This is a genomic window from Nocardia sp. NPDC056000, from assembly GCF_042269265.1.
GTDB lineage: Bacteria > Actinomycetota > Actinomycetes > Mycobacteriales > Mycobacteriaceae > Nocardia.
The window spans coordinates 798498-822390 of the sequence record NZ_JBHJXS010000001.1; the positions used below are offsets into that span (position 1 = coordinate 798498).

Genomic DNA, 23893 nt, shown 5'->3' on the forward strand with positions numbered 1-23893 from the left:
CGGCGTCGGGATGCTCACCCGCGGCGTCGGCGTTGCCGCCGGGAGCAGTCATCGGCGATCCGGGTCGCCGGGTGGCAGCGGTAAGCCTGAATCGATGGACCAGTCCGGGATCCGATCGACGAACTCCAGGACTTCGGCAAGGTTGTCGACGGTGTCGAGCAATTGCCGTTCGGTGTGCTCACTGGTGAGGAAGAAGCGCAGGCGTTCGGTCCCGGCCGGAATCACCGGGGCCAGAATGGCTCCGGCATTGAACCCGCGTTGCAGCATGGCCGCGGCGGCGTAACCCGCCCGGACTTCGCCGGGGACGATCACCGGCACGATCGGGGTGGATTGGGAGTCGGCGAGATTCATACCGCGCTCGCGCAGCGCGGTGCTGAACAGCTCGGCGTTCGACCACAGCCGGGTCAGCCGCTCGGGTTCATCGGCGAGTACATCCAGTCCGGCCAGTACCGCCGCCACATTCGAGGGTGACGGCCCGGCGGTGTACAGCGCCATTCCGGGTGCGGCGTATTTGATGGCGCGCACCAGGTCCGCGTCTCCGGCGATGAAACCGCCGGTACTGCCCATGGCCTTGGACAGGCTGCCCGCCCAGATATCGACGAGATCGCCCGGCAGGCCGAAGTGTTCGCGGCTGCCAAGGCCGTTCGGTCCGAGCACGCCCAGGGCGTGTGCTTCGTCCACGAGTACGGCGCAATCGTACTGCCTTGCGACCGTGGCCAATTCGGCGATGCGACCGAGGTCGCCGTCCATGCTGTAGTGCCCCTCGATGATCACCAGGGCGCGATCGAACTGGTGCCGGGAGGCGCGCAGCAGTGCTTGCAGGGCAGCGGGATCATTGTGCCGGAAGGCCACGCGGCGGCAACCGGACCATTGCGCGCCCGCCACCAGGCTCGCGTGCGCGAGCGAATCACACACCGCCACATCGCCTTCGGTCAGCAGGAAGCCGATGACGGCGGCATTGGTGAGGAAGCCGCTGGAGGTGACCAGTGCCGCACCCGCCTGGTAGATCCCGGCGAGGCGCTGCTCGAGTTCGGCGTAGAGCGGGATCTCACCGGTCACGATGCGGGTCGCGGACGCGGAGGTGCCGTAGCGCTCCGCCGCCGCGTTGGCGGCGGCGATGACGCGCGGATGCTGCGCCAGCTCCAGATAGTTGTAGGAGCTGAAATTCACCAGTTCCCTGCCACCCGAACGGATCAGGGCCCCATTGGGTCCTTCCGGGGACAGGAACAGCGGATGCGGCAGGCCGGTCAGGTCGACCAGTTCCTGGATCGCCGCCTGTTTCGCCAACGCGTCGACCACACCGGGGTGGTCGGCGAACTGCTTACCCGGGCCGCGCCGGGCAGCCGGAATCACCTGCGGGCGCGGCCCGCCCAGCGCGGGTGTGCCCGCCAGCAGGCGGCGGGCGATATCGCGTTCATCGGTGGTCATGCGGGCTGCACCTCCGGCGTACCCGAGCCGACGATGATATCGGCGATGCGCGCCCCCGCCTGCGCGAGACTGAACGACCGGCCCAGCTGCATGCTGTTCATCTCGATGCCGAGCGTCTTGGTCACCAGCGCACCGAATTCCACGGCCATGAGCGAATCCAGGCCCAGTTCGGGCAGCGGGATATCCAGATCGATGGCATCGGCCGCCACCCCCATGACCTCGGCCAGCTGTTCGGCGAGCAGATAACCGACGACGGTAGCGCGCTGGGCTTCCTCGAGCGCGTTGATCTGGCCGCGCAGTTTGGCGGCCGCCGAATTGTCCTCCGACGCCGCCGCGATCAGATCGGCGACCCGCGCGGTATAGGCCAGCTGTGGTGCGGCCAGCACCACCTTGCCCCATTCGACGGGGATGATGGCGGCCTGCCGGATGCCCAATCGCAGTGCCTCGCCGAGGTATTCGGTCCCCTCGTCCATATCGATGGCCTCGAATCCGGCAATGCGCAGATAGCGCTGCACATTCTCATCGGCATCGACCATGCCGCCGCCGGACATCGCGCCCCAGCCGATGCACAGCACCCGCTCACCGCGCCGGGCGAGCTGTTCGGTGAACGCCTGCAACGCGAGATTGGCCGCGGTGTACGAGTATTGGCCGATGCCGCCCATGATGGCGCTGCCCGAGGAGTACAGCACGAACATATCCAGCTCGACCTCGGCGGCGCTGAGCGCGGCGTACAGCGCTCGCGCGCCCGCCAGCTTCGGCCGGAAGACGGCCGTGAGACTGTCCCGGTCCATGGTGGTGATGCGCTGATCGTCGAGGACGCCGGCGGCGTGAATGACACCGCGCAGCGGATGGTCCACGGTATGAACGCGATTCACCAGCGCTGCGATCGCGTCGGGATCGGTGATATCGGCGCGTTCCTCGATGACTTCGATGCCCTCGGCCCGCCAGGTCGCCAGCTGTCGCTGTGCCGCCGTGCTCGTGGCTCCGCCGCGCCCGACCAGGACCAGCCGCCGTGCGCCCCGGCCGATCAGCCATCGGCCGGTGGCCAGGCCGAACGCGCCGAAACCGCCGGTGAGCAGATAGCGGCCGTCCGGGTGGATCCGCACCTCGGCGGGTTGCGGTCGCACAGCGGGATTTTCGCCGCCCAGATGCAATGCGATGCGTCCGATTCGCGTGGAGCGCAGGGCTTCCTCGAATGCGGTCGATACCGCATCGGTGGCGTACGACTCGTACGGCAGCGGCCGATATACCCCGCTCGCCAGTTTGTCGTTGACCGCCTGCACGCGACCGATCACCTCGGCTCGGCGCAGTTTGAGCATGCGATCCAGATCGAAGGAGTGGTACGAGACGTTCTTATCGAAATTGCGCAGTTCCAGTACGCCGCCGGAGTAGATATCGGCCTTGCCGATTTCCACGATCCGCCCGAATTCGGCTACGGCCCTGAAGTTCTGGTGAATGATCTCGCCCGGTGCGGTGCTGAGCACGATATCCGCGCCGCGCCCGCCGGTGAGCGCGAGCACATCCTCGACGAAATCGAGCGAACGTGAATCGAGCACCTCGTCCGCACCCAGTTCCAGCACGTATGCGCGGCGTTCGGCGGTGCTCGCCGCGCCGATCACCTTCGCGCCGTGCAGTTTCGCCACCTGAATGGCGCAGCTGCCGACGCCACCGGCCGCACCGTGCACCAGCACGGTCTCGCCCGCGCGCACCCGGGCCAGCTCCAGCAGCGCGTATTCGGCGGTGACCATGGAGACGGTGGAGGTGCACAGTTCCGGGCGAATGGTCTCCGCCGCCGCACCCACGTGCCCGGCATCCGCGACGTGATACCGCTCGATCATGCCGGGCGAGGCCAGCCCCACCCGGTCACCGACCTGGAAACGGGTTTCGCCCGGTCCCACCCGGACCACGGTGCCCGCGCCCTCCATACCGGGCGCGGTGCCGAAATGCGTTGCCGCCAGCTCGGTCTCACCGAGTACGCCGAGCACCTTGAGCGGATCCTTGAAACCCAGCCCGATGGCCTCCATGCGCACTTCGACCTCACCCGCACCGGGTGCGCGGCGCTCCGCGCGCCGCCAGCCGAGCTGGGACAGCAGCCGGGATCGTGGAATGTCGAGCGCGAAATTGGCCTCGGAATCGGTCAGCGGTGCGGCGTGATCGAGTGCGCCGAGCCGATCCGGCAGCGCCCGGGTGACGACGGTGGACCATCGCAATCCATTGCGCAGGAACACTTCATCGCTGTAGTCGCCCGAGAATGCCCCCGGCACACCGAGTTCGGCCAGGAAATCGTCGGCGGTGGTCTCCGGATCGATATCGATGAGCCGCCAGCGCAGTGGTGGTTGCTCATTGAGCAGTACCCGGCGCGCACCGGCCAGGGCGGCGTGATCCGGATCGGGTGCGGCGGGATCCTCGGGATGGACGAAGGCGCGTTCGGTGACCAGGGTGGCGTGGATCGAACCGTCACCGGTGAGCGGGAGTGGTTCGGGATTGACGGAATCGGTGAAGCTTTCCAGCACCAGTGCGGCCCGGCTGAGCAGCCACAGCGCGTCGAGATCGGCGTCCGATCCGGCGACGAAGCATACGTGAATGCGCTCCACCTCGGCGCTGTCGTGCGCGAAGCGCAGCTCCAACAGCAGATTCTGTTCGAAATCCGGTGCGCTGGAATCGATCAGGGCGCTGCGCGGATGCGTACGGGTGATCTGGGCGATGCGGTTACCGGTGATCGCGCCCAGCGGGATCACCAGGGTGCGGGCGGTCGCCTCCGACGCGAGGGCCGAGCGGTCCAGGGGATCACGCAGGGTCCACTGTTCCTCGTAGTACAGCGGCTCGAGTCGCCGCGCCAGCCCGCCGCCGTACGGCACGGCCTGGAACCGCGCTCCCGAAATCCGCAGGACCGGATTGTGTTCCAGATCGAGCACCGTGACATCGGCGCGCAGCGGGGCGGTGAGCCGGGCGAGCACCAGCACGGTATCGGGCATGGGCGCGAAACTGCGCACGGCGTCCGCACCGATCGGAATGACCGCACCGTCGTGCCGGGGGCCACCCGCATCGCCGAGTGAGACGATCTGCCAGGCGGCGTCCAGGACGCAGGGATGGGCGAGGTGCCCGGACCCGCGGGCGGCGGTGGCGTCGATGCGCGCCAGTACGGTATCGCCCCGCGTCCACGCCCACCGGACCAACTGAAAAGCCGGACCGTGTACGACACCGGTCGCGGACAGGTCCGCGTACAGGTCGACGGGATCGATCTCGGTCATCGAATCGGTCTCGGGGACTTCGACTTTGCCGGGTTCGAACGCACCGGCGACCAGGCGTCCGGTGGCGTGCACGGTCCAGTCCGAACCGGTGGCGGTGCGTGAGCGGATGGTGAATCGCCGCGTGGATTCCTCGACCGTCAGCTCCATGACGGGGATATCGCTGTCCGCGATCACCAGCGGGGCGATGAAGCGGACCTCCTCGACGGCCGGGATGCCCTGGTCGGATTCGACGGCGGCGGCGCTCAGCGCGGCATCGAGATAGGCGGCGCCGGGCAGGATGCGAACCCCGTCGACCACATGATCGTCGAGCCACGGCAGCGCACTGGCCGCGAGTTCGAGGGTCCAGCGGCGCTCGGTCTCCAGATCCGGATCGCCGAGCATGGTGTACAGCCCCGGGGTGCCGTAGCGCTGCTGGGCGAATACCGGCAGATCCGAACGCAACCGGACGCGCTGCCAGGGATAGCGCGGCAGGTCCAGATGCGCGGTCGGGGCCGGGAAGAGGGCGTCGATATCGAGTGCGCCCGCCGCGTACAGACCGGCGGTGAGGGCGCGCATGCTCAGGCCGTCGGATTGCTTGCGATGCAGCGTCGCGACGGTGACGCCCTTATCGCCGGTGTTCAGCAGGATTTCGCGAATGTTCGCACCCAGCACCGGATGCGGGCCGACCTCGATGAAAACCCGTCCGCCATCGGCGATGATCGCGCGGGTGGCGTCGGCGAAGCGAACCGCCGCGCGCACATTGGCGCACCAGTACTCCGCATCCCAGCGGTCCGTGGCGACCCGTTCGCCGGTCACGGTGGAGTACAGCGGAATCACCGGCGGGCGCGGGGTCAGTCCCGCCAGCGCGGTGCGCAATTCGTCGAGAATCGGGTCCATCAGATGACTGTGGTAGGGCACTTCCACCTGTAGTCGCTTGGCGAAAATGCCCTGCGCGGTGAGTGATTCGGCGATCTCGTCGAGCCTGTCGACATCCCCGGACAGCGTGCAGGAGCTGGGGCTGTTGACCGCGGCGATATCGACGCGGGTGTCCCAGCCCAGCAGTTCGCTCGCCTGTTCCGCCGAAATACCCACGGCGAGCATGCCGCCGCTGCCCGCGGTGCGGGCTTGCAGGCGGGCGCGATGGTAGGCGACGGTGACCGCCTCGGGCAGCGTCAGCACGCCGCAGACATAGGCGGCACTGACCTCGCCGACGCTGTGCCCGACTACCGCCGAGGGCGTGATGCCCTGCGCGGCAAGGGTTTCGAACAGCGCCACCTGGACAAGGAAGTTGGCGGGCTGTGCCACTTCGGTCGTGGTGACCCGGGATACCGCCTCCGGCTTGGCCAATTCGTCGATGATGGACCAGCCCGCCACCGCGTGGAAGGTCTCGTCGATCTGATGCGCGGCGGCGGCGAATATCGGATCGGTGGCGAGCAGTTCCCGGCCCATGCCGTACCACTGCGGCCCCATACCGGTGAATACGAAGACCGGAGCGTCGCCGCCGACCACCCGGATGGCTTCACGACCCTGTCCGGACGCGAAATCACGGAGCTCATCGAGCAATTCGTCGGCGTACTCGAACGGCATACCCAGGCGGAACTGGTGGTGATGCCGCCGGGTCCAGGCGGCGGCGGCCAGTTGATCCGCATCCGCTCCCCCGGCCAGCAGATCCGCGTACGCGCCCGCGAGCTCGCGTACGGCGCGTTCACTGCGCGCGGACAGCGGCAGCACACCGCGATGGATGATCGGCTGCAACTGCCCCGGCGCGGGCCGGTATTCCTGCAGGATCGCGTGCGCGTTCGTGCCGCCGTAACCGAAACCGTTGACGGCCACCGTCATCCGGCCCTGCTCCGGGCCGAGTTCGCGAGCCTCGGATTGAATCGCGAGTCGCAGTTCGTCCAATCGCAGGTCCGGATTGGGCTCGTCATCGAGCCAGCCCTGCGGCGGCAGTGTTCGATTGCGCACCGCCAGTGCGGATTTGATCACGCTCGCGATGCCCGCCGCTGCCTCGGTGTGACCGAGCGTGGCCTTGAGCGATCCGACGCCGAGCGGTTCGGCGCGACCGTCGACGGCACCGTAGGCGCGGCCGATCGCCCTGAGCTCCAAAGGATCTCCGACCGGGGTACCGGTGCCGTGCGCCTCGACATAGGTCACCGCGTGCGGTTCCACGCCCGCGCGACGGCACACCTCGCGGGCGAGCTGTTCCTGTGCGTCGGCATTGGGCACGGTGATGGCGGTGGTGCGCCCGTCCTGATTCGATCCGGTGGCCTTGACCACCGCGTACACCCGGTCGCCATCGCGTTCGGCGTCCTCGAGTCGTTTGAGCAGCACCATGCCCGCACCCTCACCGCGGCCGTAACCGTCGGCGGACGCGCCGAACGATTTGCTGCGCCCGTCCTTGGCCAGGAAGCCGCCCTTGCACATGGAGATGAAGGTGCCCGGTTGCAGCATGAGGTTCACCCCGCCCGCGAGCGCGGTCTCACAGTCGCCGTTCCGCAGTGCGGTACAGGCCAGGTGCAGCGCGACCAGTGAGGACGAGCATGCGGTGTCCACCGTGACGCTCGGCCCGCCGAGGTTGAGCGCGTACGAGATTCGGTTCGACAGCATGGTGTACGACGTGCCCGCCGAGGAATGCATATCGACATGCGGGATGGCCGCGCCGGTGAAGCCGACGGCCAGCTGATCGAGGGTGAACGCCCCGATATAGACACCCACCTTGGATCCGGCGGCGTGCCGCGCGGCACCGGCATCGTCCAGGGCCTCCCAGGCTACCTCCAGGATCAGCCGCTGCTGCGGGTCCATGGCCGTCGCCTCGCGCGGCGAGATACCGAAGAAATCGGGGTCGAACGCCCACGGATCACCGGTCAGGAATGCGGCCCGCCGGGTGTACATGCGGCCCGGGGCGCGTGGATCCGGATCGTAGAAGCGGCGCACGTCCCAGCGGTCGGCGGGTATCTCGGTGATCGCGTCCTGTGTGCCGATGATGAAGTCCCAGAACGATTCCGGTGAATCGATGCCACCGGCGTACCGGCAGCCGATGCCGACGATCGCGATATCCGACAAGTCAGCCCGCTCCTTAAACGCTGTGTTGATCAAACGCCGTGTCGATTTCAGTCCCGAGTGCGCAGGCTCGACGGCAGCCACATCATGACGTTGACCTCCGGCCCGGACCGCCCGAGCCGGATATGCCCGAGCCGCAGTCCGCCGAAGGCGCTGTAGAAGCCGACATTGTCGTCCTTGCACAGGCCCAGCAGCGGGACGGCGGCCTGTTCCACCTCGGTCAGGCAGAACAGCGAAAGCGCCTTGCCCACACCGGTGTTCTGGAACCACGGGTCCACCCCGAGCGTGACGCCGAAGTAATGCGGCAGTCCCGGAGCGATTTTCGCGATGGTGGCGTCCATGGACAGCACGCGCGGGCCGTCGGAACCCATGGCCCACACGAACTCCGGGATCGAGGCCAGATAGCGCAGCGCGCCGAAACGGTAGTTCGCCGGCTGCCACAGCATCGCGCCGACGATCCGGCCGTCCACGGTGGCCACGTGCGCACCGCCCGCGGGCAGGTACTGGTGCCGGATCATGGCGCGGGTCAGGCGCGGCTGGGATTTGGCGCGCTTGGCCGGATTGGGGAACATGTACTCCCCGAACGGATCATCGACGCTGAAGGCCCGATCCAGCACCGCGGTCATGGCGGGGATATCCCGCTTGGTCGCGGGGCGAATGGCGATGTGCTGCAATGTTTTCGGCAAGTAGTACACCTTCGGGAGAGCGGCGGGCGGTCAATCGCGCGGGACGGCCCGCATCATGAGCGGATGCTCCGGTGCGCCGATGAAGGACATCTGGCGGCGAATCGGACCGTCGACGGCCAGGTCGAGATCGAAGCGCTGGGCAATGGTGGCCAGCGCGAGCACCACCTCCATGGTGGCGAAACCCTGTGCCATGCAGATTCTCTTGCCCGCGCTGAAGGCGAGCGAGGCCTGCCGGTGGTCGGCGGTCATATTCTCCGGCAGATAGCGAGTCGGATCGAACTCGCTCGGCCGGTCCCAGACGCGCTCGTTGTAGTGCACGCCGTGCAGGCTCACCACCACGGTGGTTCCGGCCTTCACGTGATAGCCCGCAAGCACGTCATCGTATTTGGCGACCCGGGTGAGGCCGATGACCGGCGGATAGATGCGCATGGCCTCGAGGAAGATGGCCCGGCACCACACCAGTTTGTCGACATCGTCGGCGGTCGGGGTGCGACCGGCCAACACGCCGTCCAACTCCTCGTGCAGTCGCGCCCGCACCTCGGGATGTTCGGCCAGCAGCTTCCACATCCAGGTCAGCGCGGTCGCGGAGGTTTCCATGCCCGCGCCGATGAAAGTCATGAGCTCGTCATGGATTTCGGCATCGCTGTAGCCGTAGCCGGTCTCCGGATCGCGCGATTCCATCAGCAGGGCCAGCAGATTGTCCTTGCGAGCGATGCGGCCGCTGCGATGATCGGCGATCAGCGAGTCGACGGCCTTCTCGATACCGCGCAGCTCCAGCATGATGTGCGGGGCGGACAACCACGTCAGTGCGCGCATGGCGCGAATGGGCAGGCGCGAACCCGCTTGCCGCTCAGGGGTTTCGGTGTGCCGGACCACCCAGGTCGAGAGTTTGCGCAACGGGCGGCTCACGCCCGAGGCGAAGCCGACGCCGAAGAATTTCAGCAGGTTGGTGAGGTTGATCTGGGAGATCGGCCCGGACAGATCGGTGCCGAACATGGTGCGCGCCACCACATCCAACATGAGGCGGTTCATCTCCGCACCGATATCCACCGGCCGACCGGCCGCACTCGCGGTCGCGATGCAGTCCAGGGTATCGCGCGCGGCATCGGTCATCGGACCGGCGAACTGATCGATGGCGCTGCGCGCGAAGATGGGCCGCACCACGCGCTGATTGCGCTGGTAACGCTGCTCATCCATATCGGTGACCAGCCCCTGGCCGAAAGTCACCGCCATCATGTCGTATTCGGCGCTCTTGGCGTAGTTGTCCTGATGCGCGACCAGAATATGCCGGGCCAGTTCCGGACTGCGCACCACCACGTATTTCAGCAGTGGCATGCGCGCGATGAGAATATCGTCCTGGCCCGGTAATTCGGCGGCAATGTAGTGCACGACGGTGCGATCGCGCCAGCGCGGGATCAGCGCCCCGGCCAAACGCCACGACTGCCCCCATGACACCTGGGTCCGATGCCAGCGGAATGGCGCGGGCAGCCATTTCGGCGGATATAGCTCGGTGCCACCCCTGGCGGATGAAGACATTCGCCACCTCTCCACGCTCGAAAGTTCTACTCCCCGAATAGGTTCGGTCGGACACTACCGAAGAGTAGCGAGGCGCGCAGAGCCCCTGAGCTGGCGTTTAGAAAAGGTTTAGACGTTGACCCTAGTTTCTGCTTCACCAAGCAACTGCTCGCTTGGCGCTGGAACGAAAGGCATTTCCATGAAGGTACGAGTCCTGCTGGCCGCCGCCGCGACCCTCGGATCCACCTGTCTGTCAGTGCTCATCGGCGCACCCGCAGCACATGCGGATCGGCTGCAATGCAACTGGAGTCCCAATACCGGCAGTCAGGTGCCCGGAATTGGCTATGTGGAAGGCCCTTACAACAGTTACAACCTGTACAACGGGGATTCCAGCAGTTGCGGTAAGACCGGCGCGACCGTGGTGAAGGGTGCGCAGATCAAGATCTACTGCCACGAGAACAACGGCAATGCCGATTGGGTCTGGTTCTCGCCATACCCGGGCATCAAGGGCTGGACGTCGCGCTCCAATGTCGGCTCCTACTCCCCCGCCGTCCCCAAATGCGAGAACTTCACCTGAGCCACATATAATTTCGGCCGCGCACAGCGGTCGCGGGAGCCCGGAATCACCCCGGGCTCCCTATTGCCCCGAACCCCGGAGTGAATCGGTATTGCGGGAAAGGGGCGAAACGGGGAGTTCGGGCGTTGCTCGGGCTTCCCTTCTTGCTAGTGTCGATCTTGCTTTGTGATGTCCCGGGCGCTGGGTTCGACCTCGGAGAAAAGGACCATCATGGCGCGTTATCTCTATGCTCTGGGCCGGTTTGCCGCACGCCGGCGGTGGTGGGTGCTGGGGATCTGGATCGTTCTGCTGGCGGCCACCGTGACGGTGTCGATTACCGCGGGCGGCAAGCTCAATAACGATTTCACGGTGCCCGGTACCGAATCGCAGGACGTTGTCACCGTGCTCAACGAGAAGTTGCCCGCGCAGGGTGGGGCGTCGACCCAGGTGGTGTTCGCGACGCACGGGTCCGCGAAGGTGACCGATCCCGATGTCATGGCGGCGATCGCCGGTACCGTCAGCGCGTTCAAGGGCGTTCCGCAGGTCGCCGAGGTGATCGATCCGTACCAGGCGAAAACCATTGCGCCCGACGGGCAGGTGGCATTGAGCGGCGTGCAGTACACCGCGCAGGCCGGGCAGGTGGAGGAAAGCACGCTCGACGCGCTGCAAGCGGCCGCGCGCACGGCCGAACAGGCCGGGGTCGAGGTGGAATACGGCGGTGCGGTTTATCCCGGGCTCGAAATGACCATTCCCGAGAGCCCGGAGATCTTCGGACTGCTCGCGGCGTTCCTCATACTGCTGATCACCTTCGGTGCGCTGGTGGCGGCCGGACTGCCCATTGTGACCGCGCTGATCGGCGTCGCCATTGGGGTCACCGGTATCACCGCGCTGGCCGCACTGGTCGATGTGCCGACGGTGGCGACCTCACTGGCGCTCATGCTCGGACTGTCCTGCGGTATCGATTACGCGCTGTTCATCCTGTCCCGGCATCGCAATAACCTGATGCAGCGCATGCCGATCGAGGAATCCATCGGCGTCGCGCTCGGAACCGCGGGCAGCGCAGTCGTTTTCGCGGCCGTGACGGTGATCGTGGCACTGTGCGGGCTGGCGGTCGTCGGCATTCCCTTCCTGACCGTCATGGGTCTGACCGCCGCCGGAGCGGTGCTGATCGCCATGCTGGTGGCGCTCACCCTGCTGCCCGCACTGCTCGGATTCGCCGGACACACCGTCACCCGATTCCTGCCCACTCCACTGCGGCCCGGCCATAACGAGAAGATCGCCCGCACCGCCGCGATCGCGCCCAGATACACCGGCGGCCACGCGTGGGGCCGGTTCGTCACCCGCTTCCGGGTGCCGCTGCTCATCGGTGGCGTCGTCCTGCTGGGCGTCGCGGCCATGCCGGTGGCGACCATGGAATTCGGCCTGCCCAGCGGCGGTTCACTGCCCACCTCCAGTACCGCGCGCCGCGCCTACGATCTCATCAGCCATTCCTTCGGCCCCGGCTACAACGGCCCGCTCATCGCGGTCATCGACACCTCCCACGCGACACCCGATGCGGTGCAGACCATTGCCATGGGCATCCAGGGCGAACTCGATGTCGCCACCGTCGTGCCCGCCGCGCAGGCCAACGACACGGTGCTGCTGCAGATCATTCCGGGCAGCGGGCCGAACGATTCGGAGACCGCGTCACTGGTGCAGGCGATTCGCGATCATCGCGAATCCATCGAGCGCAATACCGGTGCGACCTTCCTGATCGGCGGTGCGACCGCCGCCAATATCGACACCTCACAGCGACTCGGTGACGCGCTGCCGCTATTCCTGGCGGTGGTGGTCGGCTTGGCCATGGTGCTGCTGACACTGGCCTTCCGGACCATTCTGGTGCCGATCACCTCGATCATCGGATTCGTCGGATCGGTGTTCGCGGCCTTGGGAATTCAGGTCGCGGTCTTCCAATGGGGCTGGGGCGCGGACCTGCTCGGCGTGGTGCCGGGTGAGACGCTGAGCTTCCTGCCGATCATCGTGCTGGCCATTATCTTCGGGCTCTCCAGCGACTATCAGATCTTCGTCGTGTCCCGAATCAAGGAGGAGCACACCGGCACCGGTGACGCCCGCCTGGCGGTGGAGAACGGGGTCGCGCTGTCCGCCCGCGTGGTCACCGCCGCCGCGCTCATCATGTTCGGGGTGTTCGCGGCGTTCATCACCGTGGACAATCCGATTCTCAAACCGCTCGCGTTCACGCTGGCGATCGGTGTGCTGCTGGACGCGTTCGTCGTGCGGCTGACATTGATTCCGGCGGTCATGGCGGTGATCGGCAATCGAATCTGGTACCACCCCAAATGGTTCGACCGGTATGTGCCCGACTTCGACGTCGAGGGGAATCAGCTCGTCACGACCGGGCGCTGAGCGGCATACCAGGACAGCAGTTCCGGGTCGTCGACGGAACTGGGGTCCACCACGTTTGCCGAATCATGGCCCTGGAGTAGCCGTTTGAGCGGGACCTCCAGTTTCTTGCCGGTGCGGGTGTGTGGAATGCCCGGGGCGCGGTGGATTTCATCGGGTACGTGTCGCGGCGAGAGCCGGGTGCGGATGGTGGCGGTGATGCGCTGCCGCAGTTCGGAAGTCAGCTCCATATCGTCACGAAGCACCACGAACAACGGCATCCAATAGCCGCCGTCCGGCAGTTCGATACCGAGCACCAGGGATTCCAGCACCTCCGGGAGCGCTTCGACCGCCTGGTAGATCTCGGCGCTGCCCATTCGGATGCCATTGCGGTTCAACGTGGAATCGGAGCGGCCGTGCACGGTGACGCTGCCGTGCGAGTTGACGGTGATCCAGTCACCGTGCCGCCAGACACCGGGGTAGGTGTCGAAATAGGCGTCCCGGTAGCGCGAGCCGTCCGGGTCGTTCCAGAAGCGCAACGGCATGGACGGCATAGGAGCGGTGATGACGAGCTCACCGACCTCGCCAAGGATTCCGGTCCCGGATTCATCCCAAGCCTGCAGGGCCACACCCAGATACGGCGCGGAGAGCTCACCGGGCCAGACGGGGACGGTCGGCACGCCGCCCATGAAGGCGGAGACGATATCGGTGCCGCCGCTGATGGACGAGACCGGGATATCGCCGATGTGATCGCGCAGCCATAGCGAGGAGGTGGCGGGCAGTGCCGCGCCCGTGACACCGATCTGGCGCAGCTTGCTCAGATCATGGGCGCGTGCGGGTTCCACACCCGCCTTCTCGCAGGACAGGATGTATCCGGGGCTCGTGCCCAGCACAGTGGTCCCCGTGCGAGCGGCCAACTCCCACAGGGCATCCGGCGACCCGTACGCGGGACTGCCGTCGTAGCAGACGATGGTCGCACCGGTCAGCAGTCCGGCGACCTGGAAATTCCACATCATCCAGCTGGGGCTGGTGTACCAGAAGAAGGTGTCATCCGGTCCGATATCCGATTGCAGGGCAATGGCTTTGAGGTGCTCCAGCAGCACGCCGCCGTGGCCGTGCACGATTCCCTTCGGCTTACCGGTGGTGCCCGAGGAATAGAGCACCCAGAGCGGATGTGCGAAAGAGACGGGAACGGTGTCGATGTCCGTCGCGGACCAGCCTTCGGCAGCCGGATCGACGGTGGCATCGTTCCAGTCGAGCGTGCCCTCGACAGCATGACCGAGCCGGGCGAGCAGGATCGTGCCCCGAAGGCTGGACAGACCCGCACGGAGAGTGGCGATCTCGGCTCGTTTGTCATGCGCTCTGCCGCCGTAGCGATAGCCGTCGGCGGTGATCAGCACGGCCGGTTCGAGCTGGCCCAACCGGTCCAGGGCAGCCTGGGCGGTGTAGTCCTGGCCGCAGGCGCTCCAGACGGCTCCCAAGCTCGCGGTGGCAAGGAAGGCGATCACGGCCTCCGGGATATTGGGCAGATATCCCGCCACCCGATCGCCGGGACGGACACCCAGCTCACGCAGTGTTCGCGCCAGAACAGCTGTGCGGGAGAGCATTTCCGCCCAGGACACTGCCCGGTCCGGTGTGTCCTCGCTGAGCGCGAGAATGGCGGGCCGATCGGTGCGCGCCTGACGCAGCACCCGATCGACATAGTTCAGCCGCGTGCCCGGAAACCACTCCGCTCCCGGCATTCTCGATTCGGTGAGAACCGATTCCGGACGGTCCCCGAGGTCGAAGTAATCCCACAGCGCGCCCCAGAAACCGGGGATATCGTCCACGGACCACTGCCACAGCGCGCGGTAGTCCGCGGCCGAGACGCCGCGCTCCCCCACGAATCTCGTGAAGTCGGTAATCCGCGCGCCAGCAATGGTTTCCGCGTTCGGTATCCACTGCGGCGCAGCCTGATCGCTCACCGTCATCGCGCGCTCCACCCGCCGTCCATGGTGTAGGTCGCCCCGGTCACCATGCGGGCGGCATCGGAGGCGAGCCACCCCACCAGCGCCGCCACCTCATCCGGCTCCACCAGTCGCTTGATGGCGTTCTCGGTCAACATGATCCGCTCCACCACCTCCTGTTCGGCGATACCGTGCGCGACCGCCTGATCGGCGATCTGGGCGTCCACCAACGGGGTTCGCACGTAGCCGGGACTGACGCAATTGCTGGTGACCCCGTGCGGTCCGCCTTCCAGCGCGGTCGCCTTGGACAGACCCTCCAGCGCGTGCTTGGCGGTGACGTACGCCGACTTGTAGGCCGAGGCCCGGATGCCGTGCACCGACGAGATATTCACGATCCGGCCGAATCCGCGCTCGTACATATGCGGCAGTGCCGCGCGCACCAGCAGGAACGGCGCTTCGACCATGAGCGCCAGCATCATTCGGAACTGCTCGGGCGGGAATTCGGTGATCGGGTGGATGCGCTGCACCCCGGCGTTGTTCACCAGGATGTCCACCTCGAGGCGCAATTCCTCGAGCGCGGTGACATCGAGCAGATCCACCTCCCAGGCGTGACCGCCGATCTCCGCGGCGACCTGTTTCGCGCCCGGACCGTCGATATCGGCGACGATGACCGTCGCCCCTTGTCCGGCAAGCTCTTTGGCGCAGGCCGCGCCGATCCCGCTCGCACCGCCCGTGACCAGGGCGGTGCGGCCGAGTAGATCGCCTGTCATGCGGGCACCTTCCGATTGCTCTGCGCGGCCAGGCTTTCCGCGTCCACGAGGTCGATGGCGGCCAGATCCGCGCCATTGGTCTCGCGGGCGAAGAGCACCGCGATAACGGTGACGGCGGCCGCACCGGCGAGATACCAGGCGATCGGCGTCGAGGATTTATAGGTATTGAGCAGTCGCACCGCGATGATCGGCGCCAGCGATCCGGCGACGATCGAGGTCACCTGATAGCCAAGGGAGACACCGGAATACCGCATCCGGGTGGGGAACATCTCGGCCATGATTGCGGGCTGCGCGGCATACATGAAGGCGTGGAAGACCAGGCCGATGATGATCGCGGACAGGATCACGAAGTTGTGCTTGCTGTCCATCATGGGGAAGGCGAAGAAGCCCCAGGTGCTCGCCGCGAGCGCGCCGATCAGGTAGATCGGGCGGCGGCCGAAACGGTCGCTGAGTCGTCCCGCGAGCGGGATCACCGCGAAATGTACCGCGTGCGCGGCCAACAGCCACCACAGGATGACCTTGGTGTTGGCCCCGACGTGCACCTTCAGATAGGTGATGCTGAACGTGACAACGAGGTAGTACAGGATGTTCTCGCCGAAGCGCAGGCCCATGGCGGTGAAAACCCCACGCGGATAACGCTTGAGCACCTCGACCGCGCTGAACGAGGCCGCCTTCTCCTGTTCGGCCACCTGCTGGGCTGCCAGGAAGATGGGCGCGTCGGTGATCTTGGTGCGCACGTAGTAGCCGATCAGCACCACTACCGCGGACAGCCAGAACGCCACTCGCCAGCCCCAGGACAGGAATGCGGCATCGGACAGGCTCGAGGTCAGGATCAGCAGTACGACCGTCGCGAGCATATTGCCGACCGGCACCGCCGCCTGCGGCCAGGACGCCCAGAACGCGCGGCTCTTGCTCGGACTGTGTTCCGCGACAAGCAGAACCGCGCCGCCCCACTCGCCGCCGACCGCGAAGCCCTGCAGGAAGCGCAGCACCACCAGCAGCGCCGGGGCCAGATAGCCGACCTGCGCGTAGGTGGGCAGACAGCCCATCAGGAAGGTCGTCGCGCCCACCAACAGCAGGCTCAACTGCAGCAGTTTCTTGCGGCCGTACTTATCGCCGAAGTGCCCGAACACGATTCCGCCGAGCGGGCGCGCCGCGAAGCCCACCGCGTAGGTGATGAACGCCGCCAGAATCGCGTCCAGATCGCTGGTGCCCTTGGCGAAGAACACCTTGTTGAAGACCAGCGTCGCCGCCGTGCCGTAGAGGAAGAATTCGTACCACTCGACGACGGTGCCCGCCATCGAGGCGGCCACCACCCGCCGGAGCCCCGCCAGCGCAGTGCGCGGCTCCGTATCCCGGACGCTCATCGTGCAACTCCTTCACGATCGGGCCGCATCCCCTCATCTGTGACGCGGCCCACAAACCAATCGAGTACTGAGTATTCGTGCACACGTGAGCGGGCGGCAATGGCCAAGTTCGCAACCGGTATCTGCGAAAATGCACATATGAGCGTGACCCCCGCCACTGCCCGGCCCAATCCGGATGACCTGCTGGTTCTGCTGGCGGTGGGTCGCACCGGCCGCTACGTCTCGGCGGCCGATGAGCTGGGGCTGAACCACACCACCATCTCGCGGCGCATCGCCGCACTCGAACACGCGCTCGGCGGCCGCGTCCTGATGCGCGGCGCGAGCGGATGGGAATTGACCGAACTGGGCCGAGAAGCCTTGGCGGCGGCCGAGACCGTGGAAGCCGCGGTTCGCTCGCTGGCCTCGGGCGCGGGCGGTGCGCGCGTTCTCGAAGGCGTGGTCCGCATGTCCGCCACCGATGGCTTCAGCGCCTATCTGGCCGCCCCCGCCATCGCGCGCGTACAGCGTGACCACCCCAAGGTGACGGTCGAGATCATCACCGCCACCCGCCGCGCCTCCCTGCAACGCTCCAGCCTCGATCTCGAAGTCGTCGTCGGCAAACCCCAGGTGCGCCGCGCCGAGGCGATCCCCCTGGGCGACTACACCCTCGCCCTCTACGCCTCCGAGTCCTACCTCGCCACCCACGACTCCCCCGCCTCGGTCGCCGATCTGTCCCGCCACCCCCTCGTCTACTTCATCGACTCCATGCTCCAGGTCGACGACCTCGACCTGGCCCCCATGCTCTTCGCCCCCACCATGCGCGAATCCATCTCCTCCACCAACGTTTTCGTCCACGTCGAAGCCACCCGAGCCGCCGCGGGCATCGGACTGCTCCCCTGCTTCATGGCCGACCGCCACCCCGACCTCATCCGAGTCCTCCCCGACGAGGTGGCCGTCCGCCTCACCTACTGGCTCGTTACCCGAGCCGAAACCCTCCGCCGCCCCGAGGTGGCCGCCATCGTCCGCGCCCTGCGCACCCAGGTCCTGGCCGACCGCGAAGCCCTGCTCGGCGGGCATCCGGCGGGCGACGAACCGGTCGAAAAGACCACTGACTAAGATCGGCAACGCCGTTTCTGACCGTTCGCCACCGTTCGCACCCTCGAATGGATCGGAGCAGGACATGAAACTTCTCGCCGTACTGCCGCTCGTCGCCACCGGATTCATCCTCGGCGCAACCGCTCCCGCCACGGCCCTTCCACCCGGGGTGAGCTGCGCCGGGCCAACCTGTTTCAACGACACCGACGACCCGCAAACCGTCTTCGCCACCGAGATCTGCCCCATGGGCGGTCAATATCCGGTGTCGACCACCGTGCCCCCGCACGGCACCGGTCTACTCCCCGCCTACGCCTGCCCGAACGGTCAACAACCCCAGGGCTACCTCTACGACTAGCTTCCCCGAACGCTGTCGGCGCGGCGTCGGTCCGATCGGCGTATTTCGCCAGGGCGACTGAGGTCGGCTAGGCGAGGGACCGGGCGGTTCCCGAGGCCGCGGAGTGCTCGATCGCGGCGAGTAGCCGGTGGTGGCGCAGGGCGGTGTCGAAGCTGGGATGTGGTTGCCGTGCTTCGGCTATGGCTCGGGCGACTTCTCGGTAGAGGGCCGCGATATTGGCCGGCGGGCCGGACTCGACGGTCGGCGGAACGGTGCGATAGGTGTCCGGGATAGCCACGAGGTCGTTCCCGATTCGGATATTCCAGTCTCCCCAGTGAATGAAGGTGCCCGGATCGGCGGGGGTGGCGGTCAAAGTCGCCTCGCTGCCTACGAGTTCGAGGCGGAATCCACCCTGGGCGTCGCCGTTGCCGCCGTGCACGGCGATGGAGGCGGTGCCGCCGTTCGCCAGAAGTCCGTGCAGCAGAACGTGACTGGGCGTGCTGTTGGGTGCCGTGCGTTGCGTTCCGGTGATCAGCACATGGTCATGGGTGCGCGGTAGACGCGCGGAGACCTCGGTCAGTGGACCCGCGACTCGTTCGAGTCCGGCCAGGAAATGACCGGCCATGATGGTCAGGATGGTGGTGCCCTGCGCCGGATCGAGAGCGAATTCCAGGTCCGGCCAGATACGATTGCCGCCGAAAGGCGCTCCCGCAGCGGTCAATACGACCGATTCGAGCGTGCCGATGCGGTCGGCGGCCACCAGGTCCGCGACGAAGCGGGCGCTCGGGGAGTGATGACCCTGCAGAACGACGGCGTGGATGACACCGGCTTCGGTTGCGACCGCGGTCAACTCGGCCGCTTCTTCGGCATCGACGCCCAGCGGCCATTCGGACACAACATGTTTCCCCGCATCGAGTGCCGCGCGGATCTCGGCGGCATGGCCGGCGGCCTTCACCGACACCACGACCAGATCGACCTCCGGGTGCGTGACGAGTTCACCCGCATTCGAAAAAGCTTGCCGCACAACGCGAGCGGCCGCGAACCTGTCCGCGCTGGCCTGTTTGGTGGTCGCGACCGCCGTCACCTCGAACTCCTCGAGCGCCGCCAGCGCGGGCAGGTGGGAACTGTCCGCCCAGCCGCTGGCCCCGACCACTCCAACTCGAATCATCTACGCACGACCCGGTTACCCTCGCCGCCCTGATCCACACCATCTCCGACGGCATTGCGGTCCAGGCCGCCGCCGGGCGCTCGCGCGCCGAATTGCGCAGAATCGCAGACTCGGCGCTCCACGACATCCTGGACCACAGCGCCTGAATCTATTTGCACCGGTGCATGATTCAGCGTCGGCACGTCAAGCCTGCGCGGCGTGGGTCACTCCTCCGGGCCGAGTTCGACGACGGTACCGGGGTGGGCGAGGGAGGCGACGGTAATGCGGCCACCCTTCGCCTGATCGATGAGCTGACCCTGCCAGGCGACGAGGCAGGAAGCGGCCTCGCTGTTGTAGGCGCGGTCCAGGATCGGGGCCAGGGTTCGGGCGAGATCACCCTCGGCCGCGATGAGCTGGGCGCGGTAGGGGCCGTAGTAGGGCAGGATCGCCTGTAGCACAACCGCTTCCACGGCCTGCACCTGCGCGATAACGGGATCGATGAGCGGCTGGTTCTGCGTGATGATCGGTGCGATCTCTGCCAGGACCGGCCCTGCCAGGCGAAGGATCGGCTGGTAGACCGAGCCCAGGGCGAAAGCCTCAGAGGAGAACGGGCCCGCCAACGGCGCGAGGCCGATCAGGGAGGCGAGACCGCCCTGCTGCTTCGGTGCGGGCCAGCCAATCGGGCAGGCGGGCTGGGAGTCGACCGGCGCGACGGCGAACGGGTTATCCGCGGCGAGGGGCACCGAACCGTTCGGAGAAGTACCGGGGCTCAATGGCACCGAAGCGTTCGGAGCGGTACCCGGGCTCAACGGCACCGACGCGTTCGGGGAAGCGCCGGGGCTCAACGGAACTGCCGCGTTCGGAGTGCCGCCCTGTCCCAGCGGCACAGCGGCACTCGGGGAACCGCCCTGGCCGAGAGGCACGGCGGCGCTCGGCCCGGCACCCGGAGCTCCACCCTGGCCGATCGGGACGGCCGCGCCGGGAGCGCCACCCGAACCGAGGGGCACAGCGCCTTGGGGGGCGGCACCGGCGGGAGCAATTCCGCCGGCATCGGGGCCGGCCGCCGGAGCACCAGCCAGCGGCGCGGGTGCCACCTCCACATTGCCCGGGGCCGTCGAAGTGGTGGCAGCCTGCTGCTGCGGCGCGGCCACCGCGGCGGGGGCCGGATCATTGTCCCGAACAATCAAAGTCGTTGCGGCAGCGGCACTACCGACCACGGTGAGCGCCGCGATCGCGCGGATGGCGGCGACCACGGCCGGACGCCTGGTCTTTTCGGCGGAGGTCATCGACCCGTACTCCCTGTGCTAGTGGTGGGGCCACCCGGCGCGACACCGGGCGTACTCGTGGTGTGGGCGCTCGGCGTCGCACCGGATGTGCTTGTCGTGGGGACGCCCGGGGCGATAGTGGAACTCATCGCGGGGCATTCGATGCGCCGGGCGCGCTCGTGGCGGGCGCGGCGGCCGGGGCGTTCGGAGCCGGGGCGGCACCGGGTTCGAAGGTGCCCTGGAGGTGCCAGACGCCGGTGAAGCCGTTGAAGGGGCCGCCTACGATGAGGCTGGTCCATTGGAGGGTGAAGGCCCTGGTTTTGGGGTCGTAGGTGCCGGTGGCCGACGGGCCTTGGGCGGCACTGGAACTGGGGCGGTCGAACCAGCGCTGGGCTACCCAGTCCCAGGCGCGCTGGACCTGTTCGGCTCCGGCGACCTGCGGGCCCTGCTTCTCCGGGGGTTTGGGTGCGCCCTGGTTGAATTCCTGATCGTTCCAGGAGGCGGCCCAGGAGGACAGGTCGGCGGTGAGCTTGCCGTTGTCGTTGGTCACGGTCGGCGGGGGGACGCGGCGCTGGGTTTGCGGGTCGAGGGCGTTGGTGGAGATGCCGAATTCGACGGCGAAGAACTTGGTCGGCTTGGTGATCGAGGCCGAGAGCGAATTGCCTTGGGCGAAACCGGGTTCGGGCTCACTTTGGTAGCCGCCGACCTGGAGGCCGCCCGCGGTGCCCGGTTCCAGCAGTGTGGTGGAACCGCCCTGGGCGGGGGAATCACCATTGGGCATGTACGGGCCGTTCTCGGGCGTACCGCCCGGCTGCACCATGCGGAACCAGGTGCCGGTCACCGAATCGCCGTTCACCGCACCGGCGGTGAAGCGCAGCAGACCGGTGAGCTGTTCCGGTGCGCTCGCGGACTGCGCGGAATCGTCACTGCCGCAACCCGTCACCAGCAAGGCAGTCACCGCGAGCACGCCCGCGAATGCGCGGGTGGTTGTTCCGAACAGCCTCATGCCGAGGCACCTCCTGTGGAATCGGCGCGGCGGGAACCGGTCCCGCGCAGCCCCGCCGCGGCGAGACCGAGCGCGAGCACTCCGGGAATCACGAATCCCCAGCCGAGCGCACGGAATGCCGTGACACCGAGCGGTTTGGTCGAATCATTCAGCGCGACAACGGCATCGAAATTCTCGACATTGTCGTTCAGCACACCGACCAGCCCGGCGAACCGGGCCGTCATCGGCTGCCAGCGCGCCTCCAACTCCTTGACGCCGGTCAGATCGGCTTCCGGATGCGCGGCGCGCACCGCGCCGACATAGCGGCTGTTCAGCTCACCGTCGGCCGCCACGAGCGTGACGAAATAGCCTTGCACCGTGCGTACTTCGGCATGGGTAAGGATCGGCCGGAAGTCATTTATTAAGGGCTGCGCCGCCGGTGCGGCCTGAAATAGCCCACCGGTCAACGGCACCACCAAGAGACCGAGCCCGGCCAGTGCCGCCACCGCATTCCAGAACACACCCCGCCGACCGTCGCGCACGGCCCGCAAGCCGAACCCGCCCGCGGCGATCAACAGCACACCGGGCAGGGCGAGCAGCCACGGAAGCACCCCGAAAGGCGTTGTACCGGAGAGCTTTCCGTAGTTGTCACGGTTGGCGTCGATACGGTCGACCATGCCCGAAATATCGGCCCGGATCCCCGGGTAATCCTGGACGAACTTGTCGACCCGCTCGAAACTCCCGGGCTGTCCGCCATTGGCTTGCAGCGCAATCACATTCGCTCGCGCCCGATCCAGCACGCCGAGATCATCCCGATAGTTCTGGATACTCACCGCGGTGATCTGCGGCCGGAATGCGTCGATCATGGCCTCGCCCTTGATCGCTCGCGGGAACATGCCGGTGACCAGCGGAGCCGCCACCAGCAGTATCCCGAGCACGATCAACGCGATGAACGGCCAGCGTGCCGCCACCCGCTCGGGCGCTCGCTCGATGTGCGAGACGTAATCCGAGTACGCGGGCAGGCCGGACACGGGCGGTGCCGTCGTCATCCTCGATCACGAACCCGCGCGAGGCGGCCCGCACCGAAGAACGCGCCGACACCGACGACGGCGGCCACGACGAGCGCCGGGATCAGCCAGGCGTTGCGCTTGTCCTGCTTGATTTCCACGGACTGGGCGACCGGCGCGGGATCCGCCTGCGCGGTGGGGTGATTGGTCGCCGGTGCGGTCGTCGCCACCGGTGCGACCGGCTCGGCGACGGGGGCGACCGGAGCCGGAGCGGCGGGCGCGGGAGCCGAGGCGGCCGGTGCCGCGGGAGCCGCCGGTGCGGCGATCGGAGCCGCAGCCGGTGCGGCCTGCGGCAGACTGCCGCGATACTGCCCGGCCAAATGCCACAGTCCGGTGAAATTATTGAACGGCCCCCCGACAATCTGACTCGTCCATTCGATGACGAAATTGCCTGCGCCGTCAATACTTCCACTGATCGAACTGGTCTTGCCGGGCAATCCGCCGCCGGGCTTCGGCGATCCCTGATTGAACACCTGGTTGTTCCAGGTGACACCGAGACTGCTCAAATCACCGGACAAACGGCCGCCATCGCTGAATATCTGCGGAAGTGAAGTACCCGAACCCGTTTGCGGGTCAGTCGGATTGGTGGCGGTCGCGAAATCGACACCGTAGAACCGCACCGGCGTGGTAACCCGCCCCGACTGCGCATTACCCGCGCCGTCGAACGCGGCCGCGGGCTGCGGCTGATACGTGCCGCTCACCAGTCCACCATCGGTGCCCGCCGACAGCGGCGTCACCGTCTGATCACTGCATCGGGAATCACTGTTCTGCAGGTAGGGGCCGCTCGCATCACCGGTGGGCAGGATCATCCGGAAGAAGCTTCCGGTCACCACTCCGTTCGCGCACACGCCCGGCGACAGGGCGAGCAAACCGTTGAGCGGCACCGGCTCGGCATGCGCGGCGGGCGCGGCCAGCGCGGTGAGCCCGGCGACGGCCAGTCCGGCGGCGACGCGATACGAATTCCGACCCATGACGTATTCCCTCGATTGATTCGGTGCTGATCAACTCCAAGATTTCGGACAGCACACATATGGCAACTCGAGGGCGGGGCAAAGTAACCCCTTAGGGTCATCCTGAACGGAAT

The 23893-nt window shown here is 67.1% G+C and carries 16 protein-coding genes; 4 read left to right on the plus strand and 12 right to left on the minus strand.

The features are described from left to right. Positions 1 to 48 precede the first annotated feature (48 nt). From ACFC4D_RS03710 to ACFC4D_RS03725, 4 genes are read right to left on the minus strand one after another with little or no spacing between them, the layout of a single operon-like run. On the minus strand, positions 49 to 1428 hold the full coding sequence (locus tag ACFC4D_RS03710; RefSeq protein WP_376061633.1) for an aminotransferase class I/II-fold pyridoxal phosphate-dependent enzyme: 1380 nt from the start codon (positions 1426 to 1428) through the stop codon (positions 49 to 51). Beyond that, positions 1425 to 7721, minus strand: coding sequence for an SDR family NAD(P)-dependent oxidoreductase (locus ACFC4D_RS03715; protein WP_376061634.1), 6297 nt, complete (start codon positions 7719 to 7721; stop codon positions 1425 to 1427). Before ACFC4D_RS03715 ends, ACFC4D_RS03710 begins: the two co-directional genes overlap by 4 nt. 47 nt (positions 7722 to 7768) lie before the next feature. Next, positions 7769 to 8404 (minus strand): GNAT family N-acetyltransferase, encoded by a 636-nt coding sequence (locus ACFC4D_RS03720; protein WP_375966819.1) that lies wholly within the window; start codon positions 8402 to 8404, stop codon positions 7769 to 7771. Positions 8405 to 8434: 30 nt separating this feature from the next. After that, positions 8435 to 9940: a cytochrome P450 gene (locus tag ACFC4D_RS03725; RefSeq protein WP_376061636.1), complete on the minus strand. Its 1506-nt coding sequence runs from the start codon at positions 9938 to 9940 to the stop codon at positions 8435 to 8437. Between the two features lie 178 nt (positions 9941 to 10118). Here ACFC4D_RS03725 and ACFC4D_RS03730 point away from each other — a divergent pair, with 178 nt between their 5' ends. Both ACFC4D_RS03730 and ACFC4D_RS03735 read left to right on the plus strand, forming a co-directional pair. Further along, positions 10119 to 10496, plus strand: a complete 378-nt coding sequence (locus ACFC4D_RS03730) for a hypothetical protein (protein ID WP_376061637.1) — start codon at positions 10119 to 10121, stop codon at positions 10494 to 10496. Between the two features lie 210 nt (positions 10497 to 10706). After that, positions 10707 to 12878 (plus strand): MMPL family transporter, encoded by a 2172-nt coding sequence (locus tag ACFC4D_RS03735; RefSeq protein ID WP_376061639.1) that lies wholly within the window; start codon positions 10707 to 10709, stop codon positions 12876 to 12878. On the opposite strand, the gene ACFC4D_RS03740 is transcribed toward ACFC4D_RS03735, so the two are convergent. The 3 genes from ACFC4D_RS03740 to ACFC4D_RS03750 are packed head-to-tail and all read right to left on the minus strand — an operon-like array spanning position 12854 to position 16937. Next, positions 12854 to 14824: an acetoacetate--CoA ligase gene (locus ACFC4D_RS03740; RefSeq protein ID WP_376061640.1), complete on the minus strand. Its 1971-nt coding sequence runs from the start codon at positions 14822 to 14824 to the stop codon at positions 12854 to 12856. The two genes, ACFC4D_RS03735 and ACFC4D_RS03740, sit on opposite strands and share 25 nt — an antisense overlap. Next, complete coding sequence (locus tag ACFC4D_RS03745) at positions 14821 to 15570, minus strand: 3-hydroxybutyrate dehydrogenase (RefSeq protein ID WP_375966815.1); 750 nt, start codon at positions 15568 to 15570, stop codon at positions 14821 to 14823. The genes ACFC4D_RS03740 and ACFC4D_RS03745 overlap by 4 nt, the downstream gene beginning before the upstream one ends. Further along, positions 15567 to 16937, minus strand: coding sequence for an MFS transporter (locus ACFC4D_RS03750; RefSeq protein WP_376061642.1), 1371 nt, complete (start codon positions 16935 to 16937; stop codon positions 15567 to 15569). Before ACFC4D_RS03750 ends, ACFC4D_RS03745 begins: the two co-directional genes overlap by 4 nt. A gap of 138 nt (positions 16938 to 17075) precedes the next feature. Between ACFC4D_RS03750 and ACFC4D_RS03755 the strand changes: the two genes are divergently transcribed. Both ACFC4D_RS03755 and ACFC4D_RS03760 read left to right on the plus strand, forming a co-directional pair. Then, entirely contained in the window at positions 17076 to 18032 is a 957-nt protein-coding gene (locus tag ACFC4D_RS03755) for a LysR family transcriptional regulator (protein ID WP_376061643.1), read from the plus strand. 64 nt (positions 18033 to 18096) lie between these two features. After that, a complete protein-coding gene (locus tag ACFC4D_RS03760; protein WP_376061644.1) occupies positions 18097 to 18366 on the plus strand; it encodes a hypothetical protein in 270 nt (89 codons plus the stop codon). 67 nt (positions 18367 to 18433) lie between these two features. On the opposite strand, the gene ACFC4D_RS03765 is transcribed toward ACFC4D_RS03760, so the two are convergent. The 5 genes from ACFC4D_RS03765 to ACFC4D_RS03785 all read right to left on the minus strand — a co-directional run bounded on the left by ACFC4D_RS03765 (position 18434) and on the right by ACFC4D_RS03785 (position 23780). Beyond that, positions 18434 to 19513: a Gfo/Idh/MocA family protein gene (locus ACFC4D_RS03765; RefSeq protein WP_376061645.1), complete on the minus strand. Its 1080-nt coding sequence runs from the start codon at positions 19511 to 19513 to the stop codon at positions 18434 to 18436. A gap of 203 nt (positions 19514 to 19716) precedes the next feature. Beyond that, complete coding sequence (locus ACFC4D_RS03770; protein WP_376061647.1) at positions 19717 to 20778, minus strand: hypothetical protein; 1062 nt, start codon at positions 20776 to 20778, stop codon at positions 19717 to 19719. Positions 20779 to 20902: 124 nt separating this feature from the next. After that, on the minus strand, positions 20903 to 21763 hold the full coding sequence (locus ACFC4D_RS03775; RefSeq protein WP_376061649.1) for a hypothetical protein: 861 nt from the start codon (positions 21761 to 21763) through the stop codon (positions 20903 to 20905). Next, entirely contained in the window at positions 21760 to 22791 is a 1032-nt protein-coding gene (locus tag ACFC4D_RS03780; RefSeq protein WP_376061650.1) for a hypothetical protein, read from the minus strand. Before ACFC4D_RS03780 ends, ACFC4D_RS03775 begins: the two co-directional genes overlap by 4 nt. Beyond that, entirely contained in the window at positions 22788 to 23780 is a 993-nt protein-coding gene (locus ACFC4D_RS03785) for a hypothetical protein (protein WP_376061651.1), read from the minus strand. The genes ACFC4D_RS03780 and ACFC4D_RS03785 overlap by 4 nt, the downstream gene beginning before the upstream one ends. Positions 23781 to 23893 lie beyond the last annotated feature (113 nt).

What these genes read in the sequence shown, in the direction of transcription:
- ACFC4D_RS03710 (WP_376061633.1), bottom strand. Translation starts at nt 1,428, where the DNA reads ATGACCACCGATGAACGCGATATCGCCCGCCGCCTGCTGGCGGGCACA.
- ACFC4D_RS03725 (WP_376061636.1), bottom strand. Translation starts at nt 9,940, where the DNA reads ATGTCTTCATCCGCCAGGGGTGGCACCGAGCTATATCCGCCGAAATGG.
- ACFC4D_RS03730 (WP_376061637.1), top strand. Translation starts at nt 10,119, where the DNA reads ATGAAGGTACGAGTCCTGCTGGCCGCCGCCGCGACCCTCGGATCCACC.
- ACFC4D_RS03735 (WP_376061639.1), top strand. Translation starts at nt 10,707, where the DNA reads ATGGCGCGTTATCTCTATGCTCTGGGCCGGTTTGCCGCACGCCGGCGG.
- ACFC4D_RS03740 (WP_376061640.1), bottom strand. Translation starts at nt 14,824, where the DNA reads ATGACGGTGAGCGATCAGGCTGCGCCGCAGTGGATACCGAACGCGGAA.
- ACFC4D_RS03745 (WP_375966815.1), bottom strand. Translation starts at nt 15,570, where the DNA reads ATGACAGGCGATCTACTCGGCCGCACCGCCCTGGTCACGGGCGGTGCG.
- ACFC4D_RS03750 (WP_376061642.1), bottom strand. Translation starts at nt 16,937, where the DNA reads ATGAGCGTCCGGGATACGGAGCCGCGCACTGCGCTGGCGGGGCTCCGG.
- ACFC4D_RS03755 (WP_376061643.1), top strand. Translation starts at nt 17,076, where the DNA reads ATGAGCGTGACCCCCGCCACTGCCCGGCCCAATCCGGATGACCTGCTG.
- ACFC4D_RS03760 (WP_376061644.1), top strand. Translation starts at nt 18,097, where the DNA reads ATGAAACTTCTCGCCGTACTGCCGCTCGTCGCCACCGGATTCATCCTC.
- ACFC4D_RS03765 (WP_376061645.1), bottom strand. Translation starts at nt 19,513, where the DNA reads ATGATTCGAGTTGGAGTGGTCGGGGCCAGCGGCTGGGCGGACAGTTCC.
- ACFC4D_RS03770 (WP_376061647.1), bottom strand. Translation starts at nt 20,778, where the DNA reads ATGACCTCCGCCGAAAAGACCAGGCGTCCGGCCGTGGTCGCCGCCATC.
- ACFC4D_RS03775 (WP_376061649.1), bottom strand. Translation starts at nt 21,763, where the DNA reads ATGAGGCTGTTCGGAACAACCACCCGCGCATTCGCGGGCGTGCTCGCG.
- ACFC4D_RS03780 (WP_376061650.1), bottom strand. Translation starts at nt 22,791, where the DNA reads ATGACGACGGCACCGCCCGTGTCCGGCCTGCCCGCGTACTCGGATTAC.
- ACFC4D_RS03785 (WP_376061651.1), bottom strand. Translation starts at nt 23,780, where the DNA reads ATGGGTCGGAATTCGTATCGCGTCGCCGCCGGACTGGCCGTCGCCGGG.